General features: G+C 55.5%; 13 protein-coding genes. 10 read left to right on the top strand and 3 right to left on the bottom strand.

Going from position 1 to position 15,143, the window contains the following annotated elements; all coding sequences use genetic code 11:
* Positions 1-11 precede the first annotated feature (11 nt).
* Genes paaD through EYR88_RS06500 form a run of 3 tightly spaced genes read left to right on the top strand, consistent with a single transcriptional unit; the run spans position 12 to position 2,470 of the window.
* The gene (gene paaD / locus EYR88_RS06510) at positions 12-509 is read left to right on the top strand and encodes a 1,2-phenylacetyl-CoA epoxidase subunit PaaD (RefSeq protein ID WP_131088859.1); all 498 of its coding nucleotides are present in this window, start codon (positions 12-14) and stop codon (positions 507-509) included.
* Entirely contained in the window at positions 506-1,666 is a 1,161-nt protein-coding gene (gene paaE, locus EYR88_RS06505; protein WP_131088858.1) for a 1,2-phenylacetyl-CoA epoxidase subunit PaaE, read from the top strand. The genes paaD and paaE overlap by 4 nt, the downstream gene beginning before the upstream one ends.
* Before the next feature lie 18 nt (positions 1,667-1,684).
* The gene (locus EYR88_RS06500) at positions 1,685-2,470 is read left to right on the top strand and encodes an enoyl-CoA hydratase/isomerase family protein (protein ID WP_131088857.1); all 786 of its coding nucleotides are present in this window, start codon (positions 1,685-1,687) and stop codon (positions 2,468-2,470) included.
* A 97-nt stretch (positions 2,471-2,567) separates the two neighbouring features.
* Here EYR88_RS06500 and EYR88_RS06495 read toward each other — a convergent pair whose 3' ends face one another.
* The gene (locus EYR88_RS06495; RefSeq protein ID WP_131088856.1) at positions 2,568-3,020 is read right to left on the bottom strand and encodes an Lrp/AsnC family transcriptional regulator; all 453 of its coding nucleotides are present in this window, start codon (positions 3,018-3,020) and stop codon (positions 2,568-2,570) included.
* A gap of 225 nt (positions 3,021-3,245) precedes the next feature.
* Here EYR88_RS06495 and pdhA point away from each other — a divergent pair, with 225 nt between their 5' ends.
* From pdhA to EYR88_RS06475, 4 genes are all read left to right on the top strand, one after another.
* Entirely contained in the window at positions 3,246-4,409 is a 1,164-nt protein-coding gene (pdhA, locus tag EYR88_RS06490; RefSeq protein ID WP_131088855.1) for a pyruvate dehydrogenase (acetyl-transferring) E1 component subunit alpha, read from the top strand.
* A gap of 1 nt (position 4,410) precedes the next feature.
* Positions 4,411-5,493, top strand: coding sequence for an alpha-ketoacid dehydrogenase subunit beta (locus tag EYR88_RS06485; protein ID WP_131088854.1), 1,083 nt, complete (start codon positions 4,411-4,413; stop codon positions 5,491-5,493).
* Positions 5,494-6,933, top strand: a complete 1,440-nt coding sequence (locus EYR88_RS06480; RefSeq protein WP_131088853.1) for a dihydrolipoamide acetyltransferase family protein — start codon at positions 5,494-5,496, stop codon at positions 6,931-6,933.
* A 254-nt stretch (positions 6,934-7,187) separates the two neighbouring features.
* Positions 7,188-8,201 carry a hypothetical protein gene (locus EYR88_RS06475; protein WP_131088852.1) on the top strand — a complete coding sequence of 338 codons (1,014 nt, stop codon included), beginning with the start codon at positions 7,188-7,190 and terminating at the stop codon, positions 8,199-8,201.
* A 32-nt stretch (positions 8,202-8,233) separates the two neighbouring features.
* Here EYR88_RS06475 and EYR88_RS06470 read toward each other — a convergent pair whose 3' ends face one another.
* Positions 8,234-9,097: a phosphatase PAP2 family protein gene (locus EYR88_RS06470; protein ID WP_131088851.1), complete on the bottom strand. Its 864-nt coding sequence runs from the start codon at positions 9,095-9,097 to the stop codon at positions 8,234-8,236.
* Between the two features lie 80 nt (positions 9,098-9,177).
* Here EYR88_RS06470 and EYR88_RS06465 point away from each other — a divergent pair, with 80 nt between their 5' ends.
* The 3 genes from EYR88_RS06465 to menD all read left to right on the top strand — a co-directional run bounded on the left by EYR88_RS06465 (position 9,178) and on the right by menD (position 14,250).
* Positions 9,178-10,173: an o-succinylbenzoate synthase gene (locus EYR88_RS06465; protein WP_131088850.1), complete on the top strand. Its 996-nt coding sequence runs from the start codon at positions 9,178-9,180 to the stop codon at positions 10,171-10,173.
* A 123-nt stretch (positions 10,174-10,296) separates the two neighbouring features.
* Positions 10,297-12,399: a PhoX family phosphatase gene (locus EYR88_RS06460; RefSeq protein WP_131088849.1), complete on the top strand. Its 2,103-nt coding sequence runs from the start codon at positions 10,297-10,299 to the stop codon at positions 12,397-12,399.
* A gap of 150 nt (positions 12,400-12,549) precedes the next feature.
* The gene (menD, locus tag EYR88_RS06455; protein ID WP_242632472.1) at positions 12,550-14,250 is read left to right on the top strand and encodes a 2-succinyl-5-enolpyruvyl-6-hydroxy-3-cyclohexene-1-carboxylic-acid synthase; all 1,701 of its coding nucleotides are present in this window, start codon (positions 12,550-12,552) and stop codon (positions 14,248-14,250) included.
* Between the two features lie 106 nt (positions 14,251-14,356).
* On the opposite strand, the gene EYR88_RS06450 is transcribed toward menD, so the two are convergent.
* Positions 14,357-15,139, bottom strand: coding sequence for an amino acid ABC transporter ATP-binding protein (locus tag EYR88_RS06450; protein WP_131088848.1), 783 nt, complete (start codon positions 15,137-15,139; stop codon positions 14,357-14,359).
* Positions 15,140-15,143 lie beyond the last annotated feature (4 nt).

Here is a 15,143-nt window from a genome sequence, read left to right as displayed (position 1 = left end):
GGGGAGCAGTCTTGAATAAGCTGATCGCTGACTCCAACGAGCTGTTCGCCATCGCCGCGAAGGTTCATGATCCGGAGATACCTGTGCTGTCCATTGTGGACCTTGGGATTCTGCGCGAGGTCACCGCCGCCGAAGACGGCACAGTACAGGTAGTGATCACCCCGACCTATTCTGGATGCCCGGCTATGGACGTGATCAGTGAAGACCTGTATTCGGCCTTTAGCGACGCCGGATATCATCAGGTCCAGATCAAGCTGGTGCTGAGCCCTGCCTGGTCCACGGACTGGATGAGCGAAGATGGCAAACGAAAACTCGAAGAGTATGGGATCGCTCCTCCTACCGGCCAAGGCCACGCCGGGCGAATCACTCTGGGTATGAGTGTGAAATGTCCTCGGTGCCATTCGTTGAATACCCGTGAGCTGGCCCGCTTTGCCTCCACTTCATGTAAAGCGCTCTACACCTGCAAAGACTGTTTAGAGCCCTTCGACTACTTCAAGGTACTTTCATGACCGATCTACAAACTTCGGCTCGACGCAGAGCCGCTTTTCACCGTCTCACCGTTTCGAATGTGCGTCGCCTGACCAAAGACGCCATTGAAGTTACCTTCGCTATCCCTGAAGAACTCAGCGAAGAATATGACTATGTCGCCGGACAGTACGTGGCCCTTCGCAAGAAGCTGCCCAACGCCGAGGGCGAATTGGTGGAACTGCGCCGTTCTTACTCAATTTGCGCCGCGCCCACCGGGGATGAAATCAAGGTAGCTATCAAGCGTGACCTTGGTGGTTTGTTCTCCACCTGGGCCAACGAGGAACTGGCCGCAGGTGAGCAGATTGACGTGATGAGTCCGGCTGGTGCCTTCATTTCCAAGCACAAACTCACTGAGATTAATGATCCTTCAAAGATCAACACCACCACACAAGATCGCTTTGTTGCAGTGGCTGCCGGCTCAGGGATTACTCCGGTTCTAGCAATCGCTCGTACGATCCTGGAAGCCAACGAGCACAGCCGCTTTGATCTGATTTATGCGAACAAAGCCGCCATGGATGTCATGTTCCTTGAAGAGCTGGCAGACCTCAAAGACCGGTACCCATCACGCATGGCACTGCACCACGTGCTGAGTCGTGAACAGCGGATTTCACCGTTACTCTCTGGTCGTATCGACGCAGAAAAGCTAAGCTCCTTGCTCACCAATGTGGTGCAAGCACCCAGTGTGGACGAGTGGTTCCTATGCGGACCATTCGAACTGGTCCAGCTGGTCAGAGACCAACTGACTGCGCTAGGAGTACCAGCGCAGAAGGTTCGTTTTGAACTATTTACCACCGGTGAACCATCCAAGCCGCAAGGCCATATTGGCCGACCCGTGGTGGTGGAAGAGAATGAGGAAAGCTACGAGATCAGCTTCAACCTCGATGGCCTCAAAGGCGAAGTTACCTCGCCGGTGCGAGCCAACGAAACCGTGTTAAACGCTGCTCTGCGTGTTCGCCAAGATGTCCCGTTCGCCTGTGCTGGCGGAGTCTGCGGAACCTGCCGTGCCAAGGTGACCTGCGGATCAGTGACCATGGCTGAAAACTATGCGCTGGAGCCAGAAGAAGTTGAAGCCGGTTACGTGCTCACCTGCCAATCACATCCGACCAGCGAAAAACTGGCCGTCGATTTTGACGCTTAGGAAAGCAAGGAATCACTCATGATCGAATTGACGATTGCCGATTCAATTGCCCGAGTTGTGCTTAATGCTCCACAGAAAATGAACTCCCTTGATGTAGCTGCCCTAGACGAGTTGTCGCTCGCCTACGACCAGGCTGCTGCTGGCGTGGCCGATGGCAGTGTTCGGGCGTTGGTGCTGACCGGCGCTGGTCGTGGCTTCTGTGCCGGAAGAGATATTTCTGCAGTGAACCCTGCCGATGATGATGTCACTGGGTATTTGGATGGCAAAGTGCAGCCACTCTTAGAGAAGATGTCGAATCTTCCGGCGCCGACCTTCGCCTTGGTTCAGGGTGCGTGTCTGGGTGTTGGTCTGGGCTTGGCCATCGCTACGGACGTTGTGTACGTGGCAGAGAACGCAAAAATTGGTTCACCGTTTGCCAATCTGGGAGCAACATTGGATTCGGGTGGGCATTGGCTTTTCACCGAGCGACTCGGAGCGCACCGCACCCTGGACATGATCTATACCGCTGAACTGATTTCCGGGGCAGAAGCCGTGAAATCCGGATTATTTTCGCGTGCTTTCCCGTCAGAGGACTTGGTGGAACGCGGTGAAGAGCTGATTGGCAAAGTGGCCCAAGGGGCAACGCAGGCGTTTGTTGAGTCAAAGCGACTGGTCCAAGAAATACGGGATCAGCGAGTTGGACTTTGGGCTTCAATGAAAACTGAAAACCGTGCGCAGGCAGCCTTGTGCGATACGCCTGACTACGCCGAGGGGTTCAAGTCCTTCCAAGACAAACGCCCGCCGGTCTTTTATGGGAAGAAATAAAACCCGTGGCAAGCCAGTGACTTGATCCGCTTGAAACTGCCTGCCTGTTCCAAGGCTTTGGGAGACCGAAGTTTTGGTACAGGCGGGCAGTTTGTCTTTATCGGGTGTCTGTATCCTCAAAAATCAGGTGCGTTTGGGTATCAAGCACCGTCGGCAGTGCCTGTAATTCTTCGAAGACCACACGACGCAGGTCCAAATTGTCTGTTGCTCGCACCAGCAGGATCACATCAAAATTTCCACCCACGAGGCCAATATGTTGGACTTCAGGGATTGAAGCTAGGTGGTCGCGTAGTTCGCGCCACGAATGCTGACGAAGCTTGAGGGTGACGTAGGCGCTGGCTTTTAGGCCGGCCTTCACCGGGTCGATGACCGCCGTGTAACGAGTGATAACTCCAGCATCTTGCAGCTTGGCGATGCGCGAATAGGCGTGGGCACGAGACACGTGAACCTTCTGCGCAACCGTGGTTACTGACTGGCGACCATCCTTGGTGAGCTCGGCCAAGATGGCGCGGTCAACCTCGTCAAGTTTTAGCTCCACTTCCGCGGCCATGATTCTCCTTTTCAATGTGTCTGACGTCTCTCGATCAAACACATTTTATTGAAACGTTTCGTCCACAAGTATACGTATCTGCGTCTCAACTTTCCACGATTCTCCGGCTGAGTGGATACAGAATGCAATCGATACGCATAATTAGTTGCAAATGATGTTTAGGTGAACTGAGTCACAGGGCGTGCGCCTAGAGGGCTGAGCCACAGAAGAGAAAGGTGGGAGAACATGAGCGCGGACGCATCCTCAGCTCGCATCTCTGAAGTCAGCAAAAAGTTCGGCATTACCCCCGAGGACTACATGTTGCCAGCGCGGCACATGATCAACTTGTTGAATCCAGATGGATCACTCCGTCCGGACAATGAGCAGGGTACCGAACCAGGTCACGAATATCCGCTGCCAAGTCCTGCTCGGCTCATGGAAGCCTATGCCGCACTGGTCACCGGACGTCGAGTCAACGACCAAAACTCCGCCCTGGTCCGCCAGGGCCGAATGGCTGTTTACCCATCAAGCCACGGGCAAGAAGCCTGCCAAATTGCTGCCGCGCTCTGCCTAGATGACAACGACTGGCTCTTCCCAACCTATCGGGACACTGTAGCCGTGCTATCCAAGGGCGTTGCCCCGATGGAAGTCATGACTAGCTTCCGAGGCGAGTGGCACTGTGGTTACGACCCGAAGGCCTACAAATGCGCGCCCATGTCAACGCCATTGACCACTCAGCTACTGCACGCAGTGGGCGTTGCTCACGCCGCCAAGCTGCGCGGTGAAAACACGGTTGTTGTGGCCATGTGTGGCGACGGAGCTACTAGTGAAGGCGACTTCCACGAAGCACTGAACTTTGCTGCGGTCTTCAACCTGCCGGTCATCTTCTTTGTACAAAACAACAAGTACGCCATCTCTGTCCCACTCTCACATCAGAGCGCCGCACCATCGCTGGCCCACAAGGCAGTGGGTTACGGCATGGCCGGTGAGCGGGTAGACGGCAATGACCTGATGGCATTGATGGCCATCATGACCCGAGCAGTACGCATGGCCCGCGAAGGCAACGGCCCACTGCTCATTGAGGCTCACACCTACCGCATGCAGGCGCACACCAACGCTGACGACGACAAGCGTTACCGCGAGGACTCCGAGGTTCAGGCCTGGATTGCCAAAGACCCAGTGACCCGCATGAAGGCGTATCTGGAAGATGCCGGACTGCTCACCGAGGAGACCGTTGCCAAGATCTCCGAGGACGCCGAAGCGGTAGCCAAGACCTTGCGTGATGGCATGAATCAGGATGCCAACACCGATCCGCGCGAACTCTTTGAACATGTTTATTCCACCAAGAGCACTCAGCTCGCCGAACAGCAAGCATTGCTTGCTGACGAACTAGACCGCGAGGAGGCCTAGAATGACTGCCACTACTTCGCGCGTCAACCCGAACGTCAGTGCTGCCACCGCGCGTGCTGCCGCTAAAGCCGCTAATGAAAACCAGCCAGTGACCTTTGGTAAGGCACTGAATACGGCTCTCGCCGATGGCCTGGTGGCCGATAATTCAGTAGTCATTTTTGGTGAGGATGTCGGAACCCTTGGGGGAGTCTTCCGTATTACCGATGGGCTCACCGCACGCTTCGGAGCTGACCGCTGCTTTGACACCCCACTGGCAGAATCTGGCATCGTCGGAATGGCTGTGGGCATGGCCATCAACGGTATGCGCCCAGTTATTGAAATGCAGTTTGATGCTTTCGCTTACCCCGCTTTTGAGCAGGTAGCCTCGCACGTGGCTAAGATGCGTAACCGCACCCAAGGCAAGCTCAGCCTGCCGATGGTCATTCGTATCCCTTATGCCGGAGGAGTTGGCGGTGTAGAGCACCACTGCGATTCGTCGGAAGGCTATTACGCTCACACTCCTGGACTGAAGGTGTTCACTCCGTCCTGTGTTGAGGACGCCTACCTGATGCTCCGCGAAGCCATTGATTCCGATGATCCGGTAGTTTTCTTTGAACCAAAGAAGCTCTACTGGTCTAAGGAACAGGTAGACCTTGAGCAGCTGGCACAGGAATACGAAGGAAAAAAGAGCGCAAAAACTGAAGGCCGAGCTCGTATTGCGCGTGCCGGTAGCGACGCCACGCTGATCACCTACGGCCCAAGTGTCTCCACCGCTTTGGCAGCAGCCAAGATGGCAGCTGAAGAAGGCCTCAACTTAGAAGTTATCGACGTGCGCAGCATCGTTCCGTTTGACGATGAGACCGTCTGTGCCTCGGTACGCAAAACTGGGCGAGCTATCGTGATTGCCGAAGCTCAGGGCTTCGCCTCAGTGGCCAGTGAAATTGTTGCCCGCGTCCAAGAAAGGTGCTTCCATTCCCTGGCAGCTCCAGTCTTGAGGGTCACCGGATTTGATATCCCATACCCGGCACCAACTTTGGAAAAATACCACCTGCCCAGTGCGGAACGAATTCTCGACGCCGTTGATCAACTCCAGTGGGAGGCCTAAATGAGTATCAAGACTTTCCTATTACCTGACCTCGGCGAGGGACTGACCGAAGCAGAGCTGGTCCGATGGATTGTGGCTGCTGGCGACACTGTCGCCGTGGACCAACCCATCGCAGAAGTCGAAACCGCCAAGTCTTTGGTGGAGATTCCGTCTCCCTTTGAAGGCGTAGTCTCCACGCTGCACGGTGAAGCTGGCCAGATGATGCTGGTAGATGAGCCGTTCATCTCCGTGAACACCGGCGGCGAGGATGCACCGCAGACTGGGGAACCATCCGGCGAGCGCGCACAGTCCTATCGCGAAGAAGAACTTGCAGGAACACAGGCCCCTGCTGGTGAATCTGTTGACCCAAGTGGCGAGGCAGAGCACGACGAAGAAGGCAGTGGCAATGTCCTCATCGGCTATGGCACTGGCTCAGCTCAGCGCAAAACTAGTCGGAGGCGTAAACCTCGCGGGCTGGGCGCTAGTGGCGCATCAGCGACCAAGGCTTCTGCTGAAGCTGTTCGTGTAGTCAACCCGCTGGTTCGAAAGCTGGCCCGAGAGAATTCTCTGGACATTTCTACCGTGCAAGGCACCGGCCCTGAGGGTCTGATCCTGCGCACTGATGTGGAAGCTGCCGTTGCTGCTGTAAGTCAAGCGCCTGCGACGACTGCTACCGCTACGCAGCCAAGCACTTCGAGCACGGCCGCGAAGCCGGAAGTTTCGACAGGCACTGTGGATGCAGACTCACGTACCGGGTTGCCGGTAGCTTCTTCGCAGGTGCTCTCCGGGGTACGCAAGACCATTGCCAACGCCATGAGCACTTCCCGCCGTGAAATTCCCGAAGCGACAGTGTGGGTGGATGTAGATGTCACCAAACTGTTGAAGCTGCGCACCAAGATCAAGGAAGCCGATGGTCAGGCGCCTAGCGTCATAGCTTTGATTTCGCGTTTTGCCGTGGCAGGGCTGCAGCGTTTCCCTGAATTGAACAGTCGCATTGATGTCGACGCTGATGGGGGATTGCGGCACACCGTATTTGAGGGAGTGAATCTAGGATTTGCGGCTCAGACCGAGCGCGGTTTAGTTGTGCCCAATGTACGGGACGCTCATAAGCTCAATGCCCAAGAGCTCTCTGCCGAGTTTGCTCGTTTGGCTACGGTTGCCCGCGAGGGCAAGGCCGGCGTGTCCGACTTGTCGGGTAGCACCTTCACGATCAACAACTATGGGGTCTTCAACGTTGATGGTTCGGCTGCCATTATTAATTACCCGGAGGCTGCGATCCTGGGGCTGGGGCGCATTATCGAGAAGCCATGGGTGGTCAACGGCAAGCTCAAGGTCCGCTCGATCTGCGAGCTGACGCTCAGTTTTGATCACCGTGTCTGTGATGGTGGCACCGCTGCCGGGTTCTTGCGATTTGTTGCTGATGCAATGACGGATCCCAAGCGGGCCCTGGCGACGCTCTAGTAGTGCTGCGCTGTCACTGAACTACTCAGTTGCTGAGTGGCATCGATGATCCCTGTCGAACCCAAGTTGAAACGGGTTCGGCGGGGATCATCCTTAATGCTGTTATTTCAGTATTGATCGATCATTTAGTTCCATGTCAGATTAGTGTTGATAGCATGGAAATACATCTACGCACCTTGTTGAAGTAGATGCGGCTGGTAAATGACTCCACCAACCACGGAGCCGATCAACTGGACTATGGAAACGAGATGAAGATGACCAGGCATGCAGTGAAGAACCGTCCATGGGTATACCTGATCTTGATTCTTCCGGTCTTCATCGTGCTCGGCATTTACTTCCCGCTGGCTAATCAGCTGCCTGAGATCATCGCTACGCACTGGTCATCGACCTATCCTGACGAATTCACCCGCACTGCAGTATTTGTGCCAGTTGCCATTGGCCTGAGCATCCTAGGAACCGTCCTCGGTTTGAGCTCATTAGTTCAGCAGCGCAGGCCGGGCTTATTGTTGACGCTCCTCTTTGTTGGTTCACTACTTTCGTGGACCACGGTCGGAGTTTTTGTAGGCTCGGTGATACCAACAGCGCTCGCCGAAACACCAGAGACATCTGTCATCGGCATCTGGATGCTCCCCATGTTGCTCTGCACGCTGATAGCTCTCACTCCGCTGTGGATCTGCGGCGTCTACCAGTCGTATTCAAAGCAACTGCAAGCTCAACGACAAACACGTATCGACCAAGCTCAGGGAAGAACTGCGTCTACACCCCAGCCCGATGTGAGCGCTGGGGGCAAGAAATTTAGTGAAACGATGAAGGCCCCGTGGTGGATGCGGGCGCTCGGGATACTGATTGCTGGAGTAGGGCTATATATTCTCTTCGAATTCTTCGCCCGCCCGGGTGAAGTGAATTCGGCCGCCACCATTACCGGTCTAGTAACTTGCCTGGTCGTTAGTCCGCTAGTCCTAGGACTTTGTTTGATCCGAGTGACTATCACTGACCAACAGGTGCAGGTGGCCTCCGCAATCTTTGGGTTCCCCTTGCGCACCATCCAGCTGGTCGACATCCTGTCGGTGGCCAGTACCGAGATTGACCCAATGACGTGGGGCGGCTGGGGATGGCGCTTCTTTCCCGGTGGATCAGCGGTGGTCCTACGACGTTTTGAAGGCCTGGCCTTTGAGCTGAAGAATTCAACGCGATTTGCTGTGACGGTTCCGCACTCTGAACGTGGCGCCGAGAAACTCAATGCACTGCTGCAGAGGAATGATTCCTAAATACGGCCTTGCTGGTGACCCCGAGGAACCACTTATTGCGCAACGGTGCGCATTGGCCCCAGCACGACAGAACGTAACGCCAACCCTGTAACCAGTGATGCCGCGACGACATGTGCAATGCCCAAGACTGCGTAGGTCAGCTGTAAGGTCTCGGGAATCTTCTGAATGTGCGGGTGAGGTAAGAGGAAAGATAATCCGATGATGATGGCCCACACGATGATGCTGGTCGCGCCAACTCGTCTGGACCAGCCAGTCTTGCGCACTTCATGACTCAGCGGTTGAATCCGTTGTAATACAACGCTGGCGATAACCATCCAAAAAGCAGTGACCAGAAAACCAGCGGCGATGTCGCTCGGGCGGTGCCAACCACAGACTAGTGTTGCCACACCGGTGACTGTGGCAAAGAGCCAAACAATAGGCTGTATGACTGGGCGAAGTTTTGGTGGGGACATCAAATACATCAAGCCCATGGCCGCTGCCGCAGCAGTGGTGTGTCCCGAAGGGAATGAGTTTCCGGTCGTACCAAAATTGAAGTCCGGACGAATCAAGATTTCATGTTTGAGCAACTGCGTAGTGCCCAACGCTGCTGCCGCACCGAGAATCGCGACAATGGCCCTGATGAAACTTCGGTCTCTGATCACTCGATAGAGTAAGAAGATTCCGGCAACAACACCACAGATCACCGGAAGCAGATCCAAGAACTGGCGCACTGGATCCAGCAACTCGGTACGTGGCCACCACTGCGACCAAGCCATGAAGCTTGCTTGATCGGCCCATTGACCCGCGCGCAGCAGCACAAAGAAGACGTATTCCACGCAGAACAGGGCTATCAACAAGATGAGAGCCAACCACCACCGAATGTGGCGCGGGTGCGGAGCTGCTGAATGGCGGGGCATGCTTCCAGACTGTCACAATTACTGGTGCAAACGTCACCCAAAAAGACTGTAATTATGCCCACGCTCGCTAGGCTTAGTACATGAGCATTGAACTTCCACCGCTGGCAGAGCTGCTAGCAAACAGCCACGTTGTTCGCTTACCCATGCGAGTTAAATTCCGCGGAATCACCCAGCGCGAAGCACTGCTCATCAAAGGACCGGCCGGGTGGGGAGAATTCTCGGCCTTCCCTGAATATGGAGCCCACGAAGCCTCCCGCTGGCTCGCTGCCGGCATCGAAGCAGCCTACCAACCATTCCCGGAACCACTTCGCACTTTGATCCCCGTCAACGCAACTCTGCCGTCGGTCCCAGCCAGCGAGGTGGGTGCCGTACTTGAACGCTACGATGCACCACACACCATCAAAATCAAGGTGGCAGAACAGGGACAAGACTTGGACCAGGACTTGGCCCGGGTTGCCGAAGCCCGTCGGCTTTACCCTCACGCCGCTTTGCGAGTTGATGCAAATATGGGCTGGGACATTGAGCAAGCGGTCCATGCGCTCAAGGCCCTCAGTGAGTACGACCTGCAATATGCTGAACAGCCAGTACCGGGCATCACCGGTTTGGCTGAAGTTCGTGAGAAATTGCGCAATGCAGGCTTTGATTTGAAGATCGCTGCCGATGAAGCAGTACGCAAGCACACAGACCCGCTGGAAGTTTCTCGGCTGGGCGCAGCAGATCTCATGGTCATCAAGGCGCAGCCACTGGGTGGGATTCAGGCCGTACTGGATATTGCTAAGAAAGCTGAACTAGACGTCGTCGTTTCTAGCGCTCTGGACACCTCGGTAGGACTAGCTCAAGCGGCAGCTCTAGCCAGTGCGCTACCAGAACTGCCCTACGCCTGCGGATTATCTACCGGGACATTATTAGCCGATGACGTATGCGCGGATCCATTGCTGGCCAAAGCCGGCTACCTTCCGGTGCGTCGAATCGAAGCCGATGCCAAGAAACTTCAGGACCTACGCCCTGAAGCCTCGAAAGTTCAGTGGTGGCTACGCAGAGTTGAGCAATGTTATGAGCAGCTGGTGAATGCTTAGCCTGTAGCACCCATCTATTTCCCCGCAGTTAACTTACGCGTTGCATTTTGCACACTTCTGGGTGAAAACCTCATATCGAGTCGTTCCCCTGACAGCGAGCCCTAACTGAGGAAGTGATGGATCATGAATCCAACCCGTACCCTTTTGCCAATGCTAGGCCACACCCGTGGCGGACGTTCCGCAGCTACTTGCCACTTTAAGTGTGGAGATGCCTGCGTTAAGCCAGATTGCAATACCTCGTCCAACGGCTACTTCAAAGATATCGCCGATAAGGCAATGTCTCGCCGCAGCATCCTTGGCCTAGGCGCCGTCGGTGCATCGGCGCTAGTAGTTGGACCACAGTTCTTCGGTGCCTCTGATGCCACCGCCGCACCATTGGTGCCGCTAAAGAACGGTTCCGCCAAGGGCGGGAAGCTGGCCTTTGACGCCATTGAGCCGGTGTCTCGTTCAGTAGATAACCTCACCGTTCCAGAAGGCTACGATTGGGCTCCGATCATCCGTTGGGGTGACCCGCTATTCAAGAACACCGCACAGTTTGACGCCACCAAGCAGAGTGCCAAGAAGCAGGCCGAACAGTTCGGTTACAACAACGATTACCTAGACATCATCGTTGATAAGTACTCGGGCCGCACCGGCGTGCTGGTAGCTAACCACGAATACACCAACGAAGACATGATGTTTGACGCTGCGTGGTTTGAAGCTAACAAGGACGAAGCTCGCCGCATCGCGATGAACGCTCACGGTTTCAGCGTTGTAGAAGTAAAGCGCAAGAAGCATGACAAGCAGTGGAGCTACGTCCAGGGCGGCGAACGTAACCGTCGCATCACCGCACAGACTGAATTCAAGGTAGATGGCCCGGCAGCTGGAGCCGATCTGCTCAAGACCGTTGCAGACCCAACCGGAACCAAGGTTCTGGGCACCCTGAATAACTGCTCCGGTGGTACCACCCCATGGGGCACCGTGCTTTCCGGTGAAGAAAACATTGACCAGTACTTCAAGGGCAAGGGCACTGCCGAAGAAGCACGCTACGGCATAGGCACCGCAGCCACCGAGCGCGGTTGGGAAGATACTGACCCACGCTTTGGCCTGAGCAACGAAGGCTATGAAAACGAAGCACACCGCTTCGGCTGGGTTATCGAAATTGACCCACAGGATCCAAAGTCCACTCCGGTAAAGCACACCAACTTGGGCCGCTTTAAGCATGAAGGTGCCAACGTGCGCATCGCCAAGAATGGTAAGGCTGTTGCCTACTCCGGTGATGACTCCCGCTTTGAGTACCTGTACAAGTTTGTCTCCAAGGGCACCTACTCCAAGCATGACCGCAAGAAGAACATGAGCCTGCTCTCCGACGGTGACCTCTACGTCGCAGAGTTCGCCGGCAACTCGCCAGCAAACGAAATTGACGGCAACGGCGAGCTACCAGCGGACGGCGCATTCGACGGCACCGGCACCTGGTTGCCATTGGTCAAGGGCGGCAAGTCGATGGTTGAAGGCATGAGCGTTGAAGAGGTTCTGGTTTATACCCGTCTGGCAGCAGATAAGCTCGGCGCCACCAAGATGGACCGCCCAGAAGACGTGGAGCCAAGCCCGCTGTCGGGAAAGCTGTACGTGGCACTGACCAACAACTCTGATCGTGGCAAGACCGGCAAGGAAGGCGCAACCGAGCCGAACCCTCGCATTTCCAACCGCGATGGACACATCATTGAACTGACCGAGGCAGGAAACGACGCCACCAGCACCAAGTTCACTTGGAACATTCTGCTGGTTGCAGGCGATCCGAAGGTCAACGGTTCAACGTACTTCTCTGGTTACCCTGCCGATAAGGTCTCACCAATTTCCTGCCCGGATAACCTGGCCTTCGATTCAAAGGGCAACTTGTGGATCTCCACCGACGGCGCACCAAGCACCATCGGCTACTCGGATGCACTGCACAAGGTCACCTTGACCGGCAAGGACCGTGGCCGCGTGGAACAGTTCCTGGCTGTCCCAACGGGCGCTGAAACCTGTGGCCCACTGATCCATGACAAAGACAACTCAGTCTTCGTCTCTGTGCAGCACCCGGGAGAAGGCGGCACCTTCGCCTCCCCAAGCTCGCTGTTCCCTGACTTCCTAGAGAACCCAGCCGCAGCAGGCGCAGGCCAGTTCTACGGCCCACGTCCAACCGTGGTTCAGGTCTTCAAAGCAGAGACTGAAAACCAGGGTAAGGGCAAAGGCAAAAACAAGTAGCCTTTCGGCCATCGTGTAATTAGACGCCGGTGAGATCTGTGAGTTTCGCAGATCTCACCGGCGTCTTGTTGCACCCTCACAGTCGGCGCGCGTACCAAGGCATAGACTTGGGGTAGTGCCTAAGCTGAGGAATCGAAGGAGCCACATCGCGTGGGATTGCAGCAACCAGAAGAGCAACGCGCCATCAGCACGGCTCGTGAAGTCCTCGGATCACTGATCCAGGCGGGAGTACGAGATCTAGTGATTTCTCCCGGCTCACGTAGCGCGCCCTTGGCCTATGCCGCCGCTGAAGCTGAGCACGCAGGATTGCTCACCATCCATGTGCGCATCGATGAGCGTTCAGCCGCCTTCATGGCCTTAGGTCTGGCGCAAAGCACAAGAACACCGGTAGCCGTAGCTGCCACCAGTGGTACTGCCATCGGCCAGATGCTGCCAGCCGTCATGGAGGCGAACCACACAGCAACACCACTGCTAGTCCTCTCCGCGGACCGGCCCGATGAACTACATGGCACGGGTGCCAGCCAAAGCACCAAACAAAAGACACTCTTCGGCGAACACGTCAGGGCCGCGCTCAACGTGTCTGCAGGCCAAGATCCTGTAGCCCAAGTGAATCAAGCGCTAATAGCGCTCGCCGGTAGCCAGCTGAACCCGGCCGGCCCAGTGCAGCTGAACCTGCAATTTCGCGATCCGCTGATCCCAGGTGAAGACGAAACGATTGGCTCTCAGCCCTGGACCAACATTCAGGCCGGTATATGGCTTGGTGTCGTGAATCAATCATCAACAGCAATCGTGAGTGCTCAAGTCCTTCCACAGCGTCGCACGGTTGTTGTTGCAGGACATGATGCGGGGGAGCAGGCGGCAGAGTTTGCACAACTTTTAGGTCTGCCACTTTTTGCTGAGCCCTCGTCCAACGCACGCTTTTCAACAAATGCCATTACTCATTACCGGCCGTTGATTGCCGTGGGCAGTGAACACATTGATCGTGTAGTGCTTTTTGGGCGTCCTACGCTCAGCCGGCCTGTAGCCAAACTCTTAGCTGATCCTCGAATTGACAGTGCCATCTGGCAACCGACACCAGCGCCTTGGTATGAGCCAGGGCGGCGTCGTGAGCAACCGATCAATAGCTGGGAACAGCTTGTAGAGTTTGCCGGTGTAGGCGCTGAGGGATGGCTGGCCAACTGGCAAGACCTAGATAGACACGCCCAGCAGATTCGTGCGTTGCACGGCGAAGAGTCCACGCTCAACGGGCTGGACGTGGCTGAAGTGCTCTGGGAAAACCAGCCGGAGGTTCTACTGCTCGGCTCATCTAATATCGTTCGCGATTTTGATCTGGCTGCCAAGCCGACCGAGAGTCATGGCACCAAGGTGTATGCCAACCGTGGTTTAGCGGGAATTGACGGCACGATTTCTACTGCCATGGGCTTGGCCGTGGGCAGTGGACAGCGAACTGTCGCTGTCATGGGAGATATCACCTTCGCTCATGACGCCAGCTCCTTGATGTGGGCACCTTCAGAGCCACAACCTCAACTGGATGTGGTGGTGTACAACGATGGTGGCGGTGCCATTTTCTCCACATTGGAGCACGGTGCGGTGGATGACTCGGGACGTTATGCCGAAGCGGTCGAGCGTTTGTTTGCTACTGCTCAACAATTTGATGTTCAGTCGCTGGCCAAGGCTTATGGGTGGCGCTATGAGCGGGCAACCTCCAGAGCACAACTTTCAGATATCTTGACCCAGTCAGAGGAAAAGACGCTGCGGCTCATCGAAGTCCCGGCTTCCCGTGAAACCTTGCGGGCAGATAATCAACGACTCAATCAACACATCTCAAGCCTTGTTTGGCCAGAGCCCTAAGCTGTTCACTGATTCTTTCGACAAGAAAATCCTCTGCCCCGAACACCTACTCGGTGTCGGGACAGAGGATTCTTTTGCAATAGATCTTCTTTAGCTTCTTTGGGCCTTAGATATCCACGTGGGTAGGGTCCAAGACTCGACGCAGGAAATCCTGGGTACGAGGCTGTTGCGGATTGCCAATGACTTCCGAAGCAATGCCTTCTTCAACCACCACACCGCCGTCCATGAAGACCACACGGTCAGCAACTTCTTTAGCAAAAGCCATTTCGTGGGTGACCACAAGCATGGTCATACCCGCCTGGGCTAGATTCTTCATGATCGATAGAACTTCACCGACCGTCTCAGGATCCAAAGCACTGGTTGGCTCATCAAAGAGCATCAGCGTCGGTTCCATCGATAGTGCACGGGCAATAGCCACACGCTGCTGCTGACCACCGGAAAGCTGGTCAGGGTAGCGACCACCAAAATCGCCCAAGCCAACACGTTCGAGGTGGCTGTGAGCTACCTTCTGCGCATCAAGCTTCTTGCGCTTGAGCACCTTGATCGGTGCAACAGTGCAGTTTTCCAACACCGTGAGGTGTGGGAAAAGGTTGAACTGCTGGAAAACCATTCCAACTTTTTGACGCATCTGATCAAGATTGACATCTACGTTGGTGGCATCAAAGCCACCGACCATGATCGTGCCGCCGTTGGGCTGCTCAAGTAGGTTGACACAACGCAGCAAGGTGGACTTTCCGGAACCTGAAGGACCAATCAGGCAAACAACTTCGCCCGGCTTAACCTTCAGATCGATGCCCTTGAGTACTTCGTTGGAACCGTAGGACTTACGCAGTCCGGTGATCTCCACGCCCGCGGCATTGACTGAAATTTGATTAGTGTCAGTAGACATTCTC

The organism is Arthrobacter sp. S41, assembly GCF_004320535.1.
GTDB lineage: Bacteria > Actinomycetota > Actinomycetes > Actinomycetales > Micrococcaceae > Glutamicibacter.
Note: the sequence above shows the minus strand (reverse complement) of the source record. Positions and strands in the feature narration are given on the sequence as shown.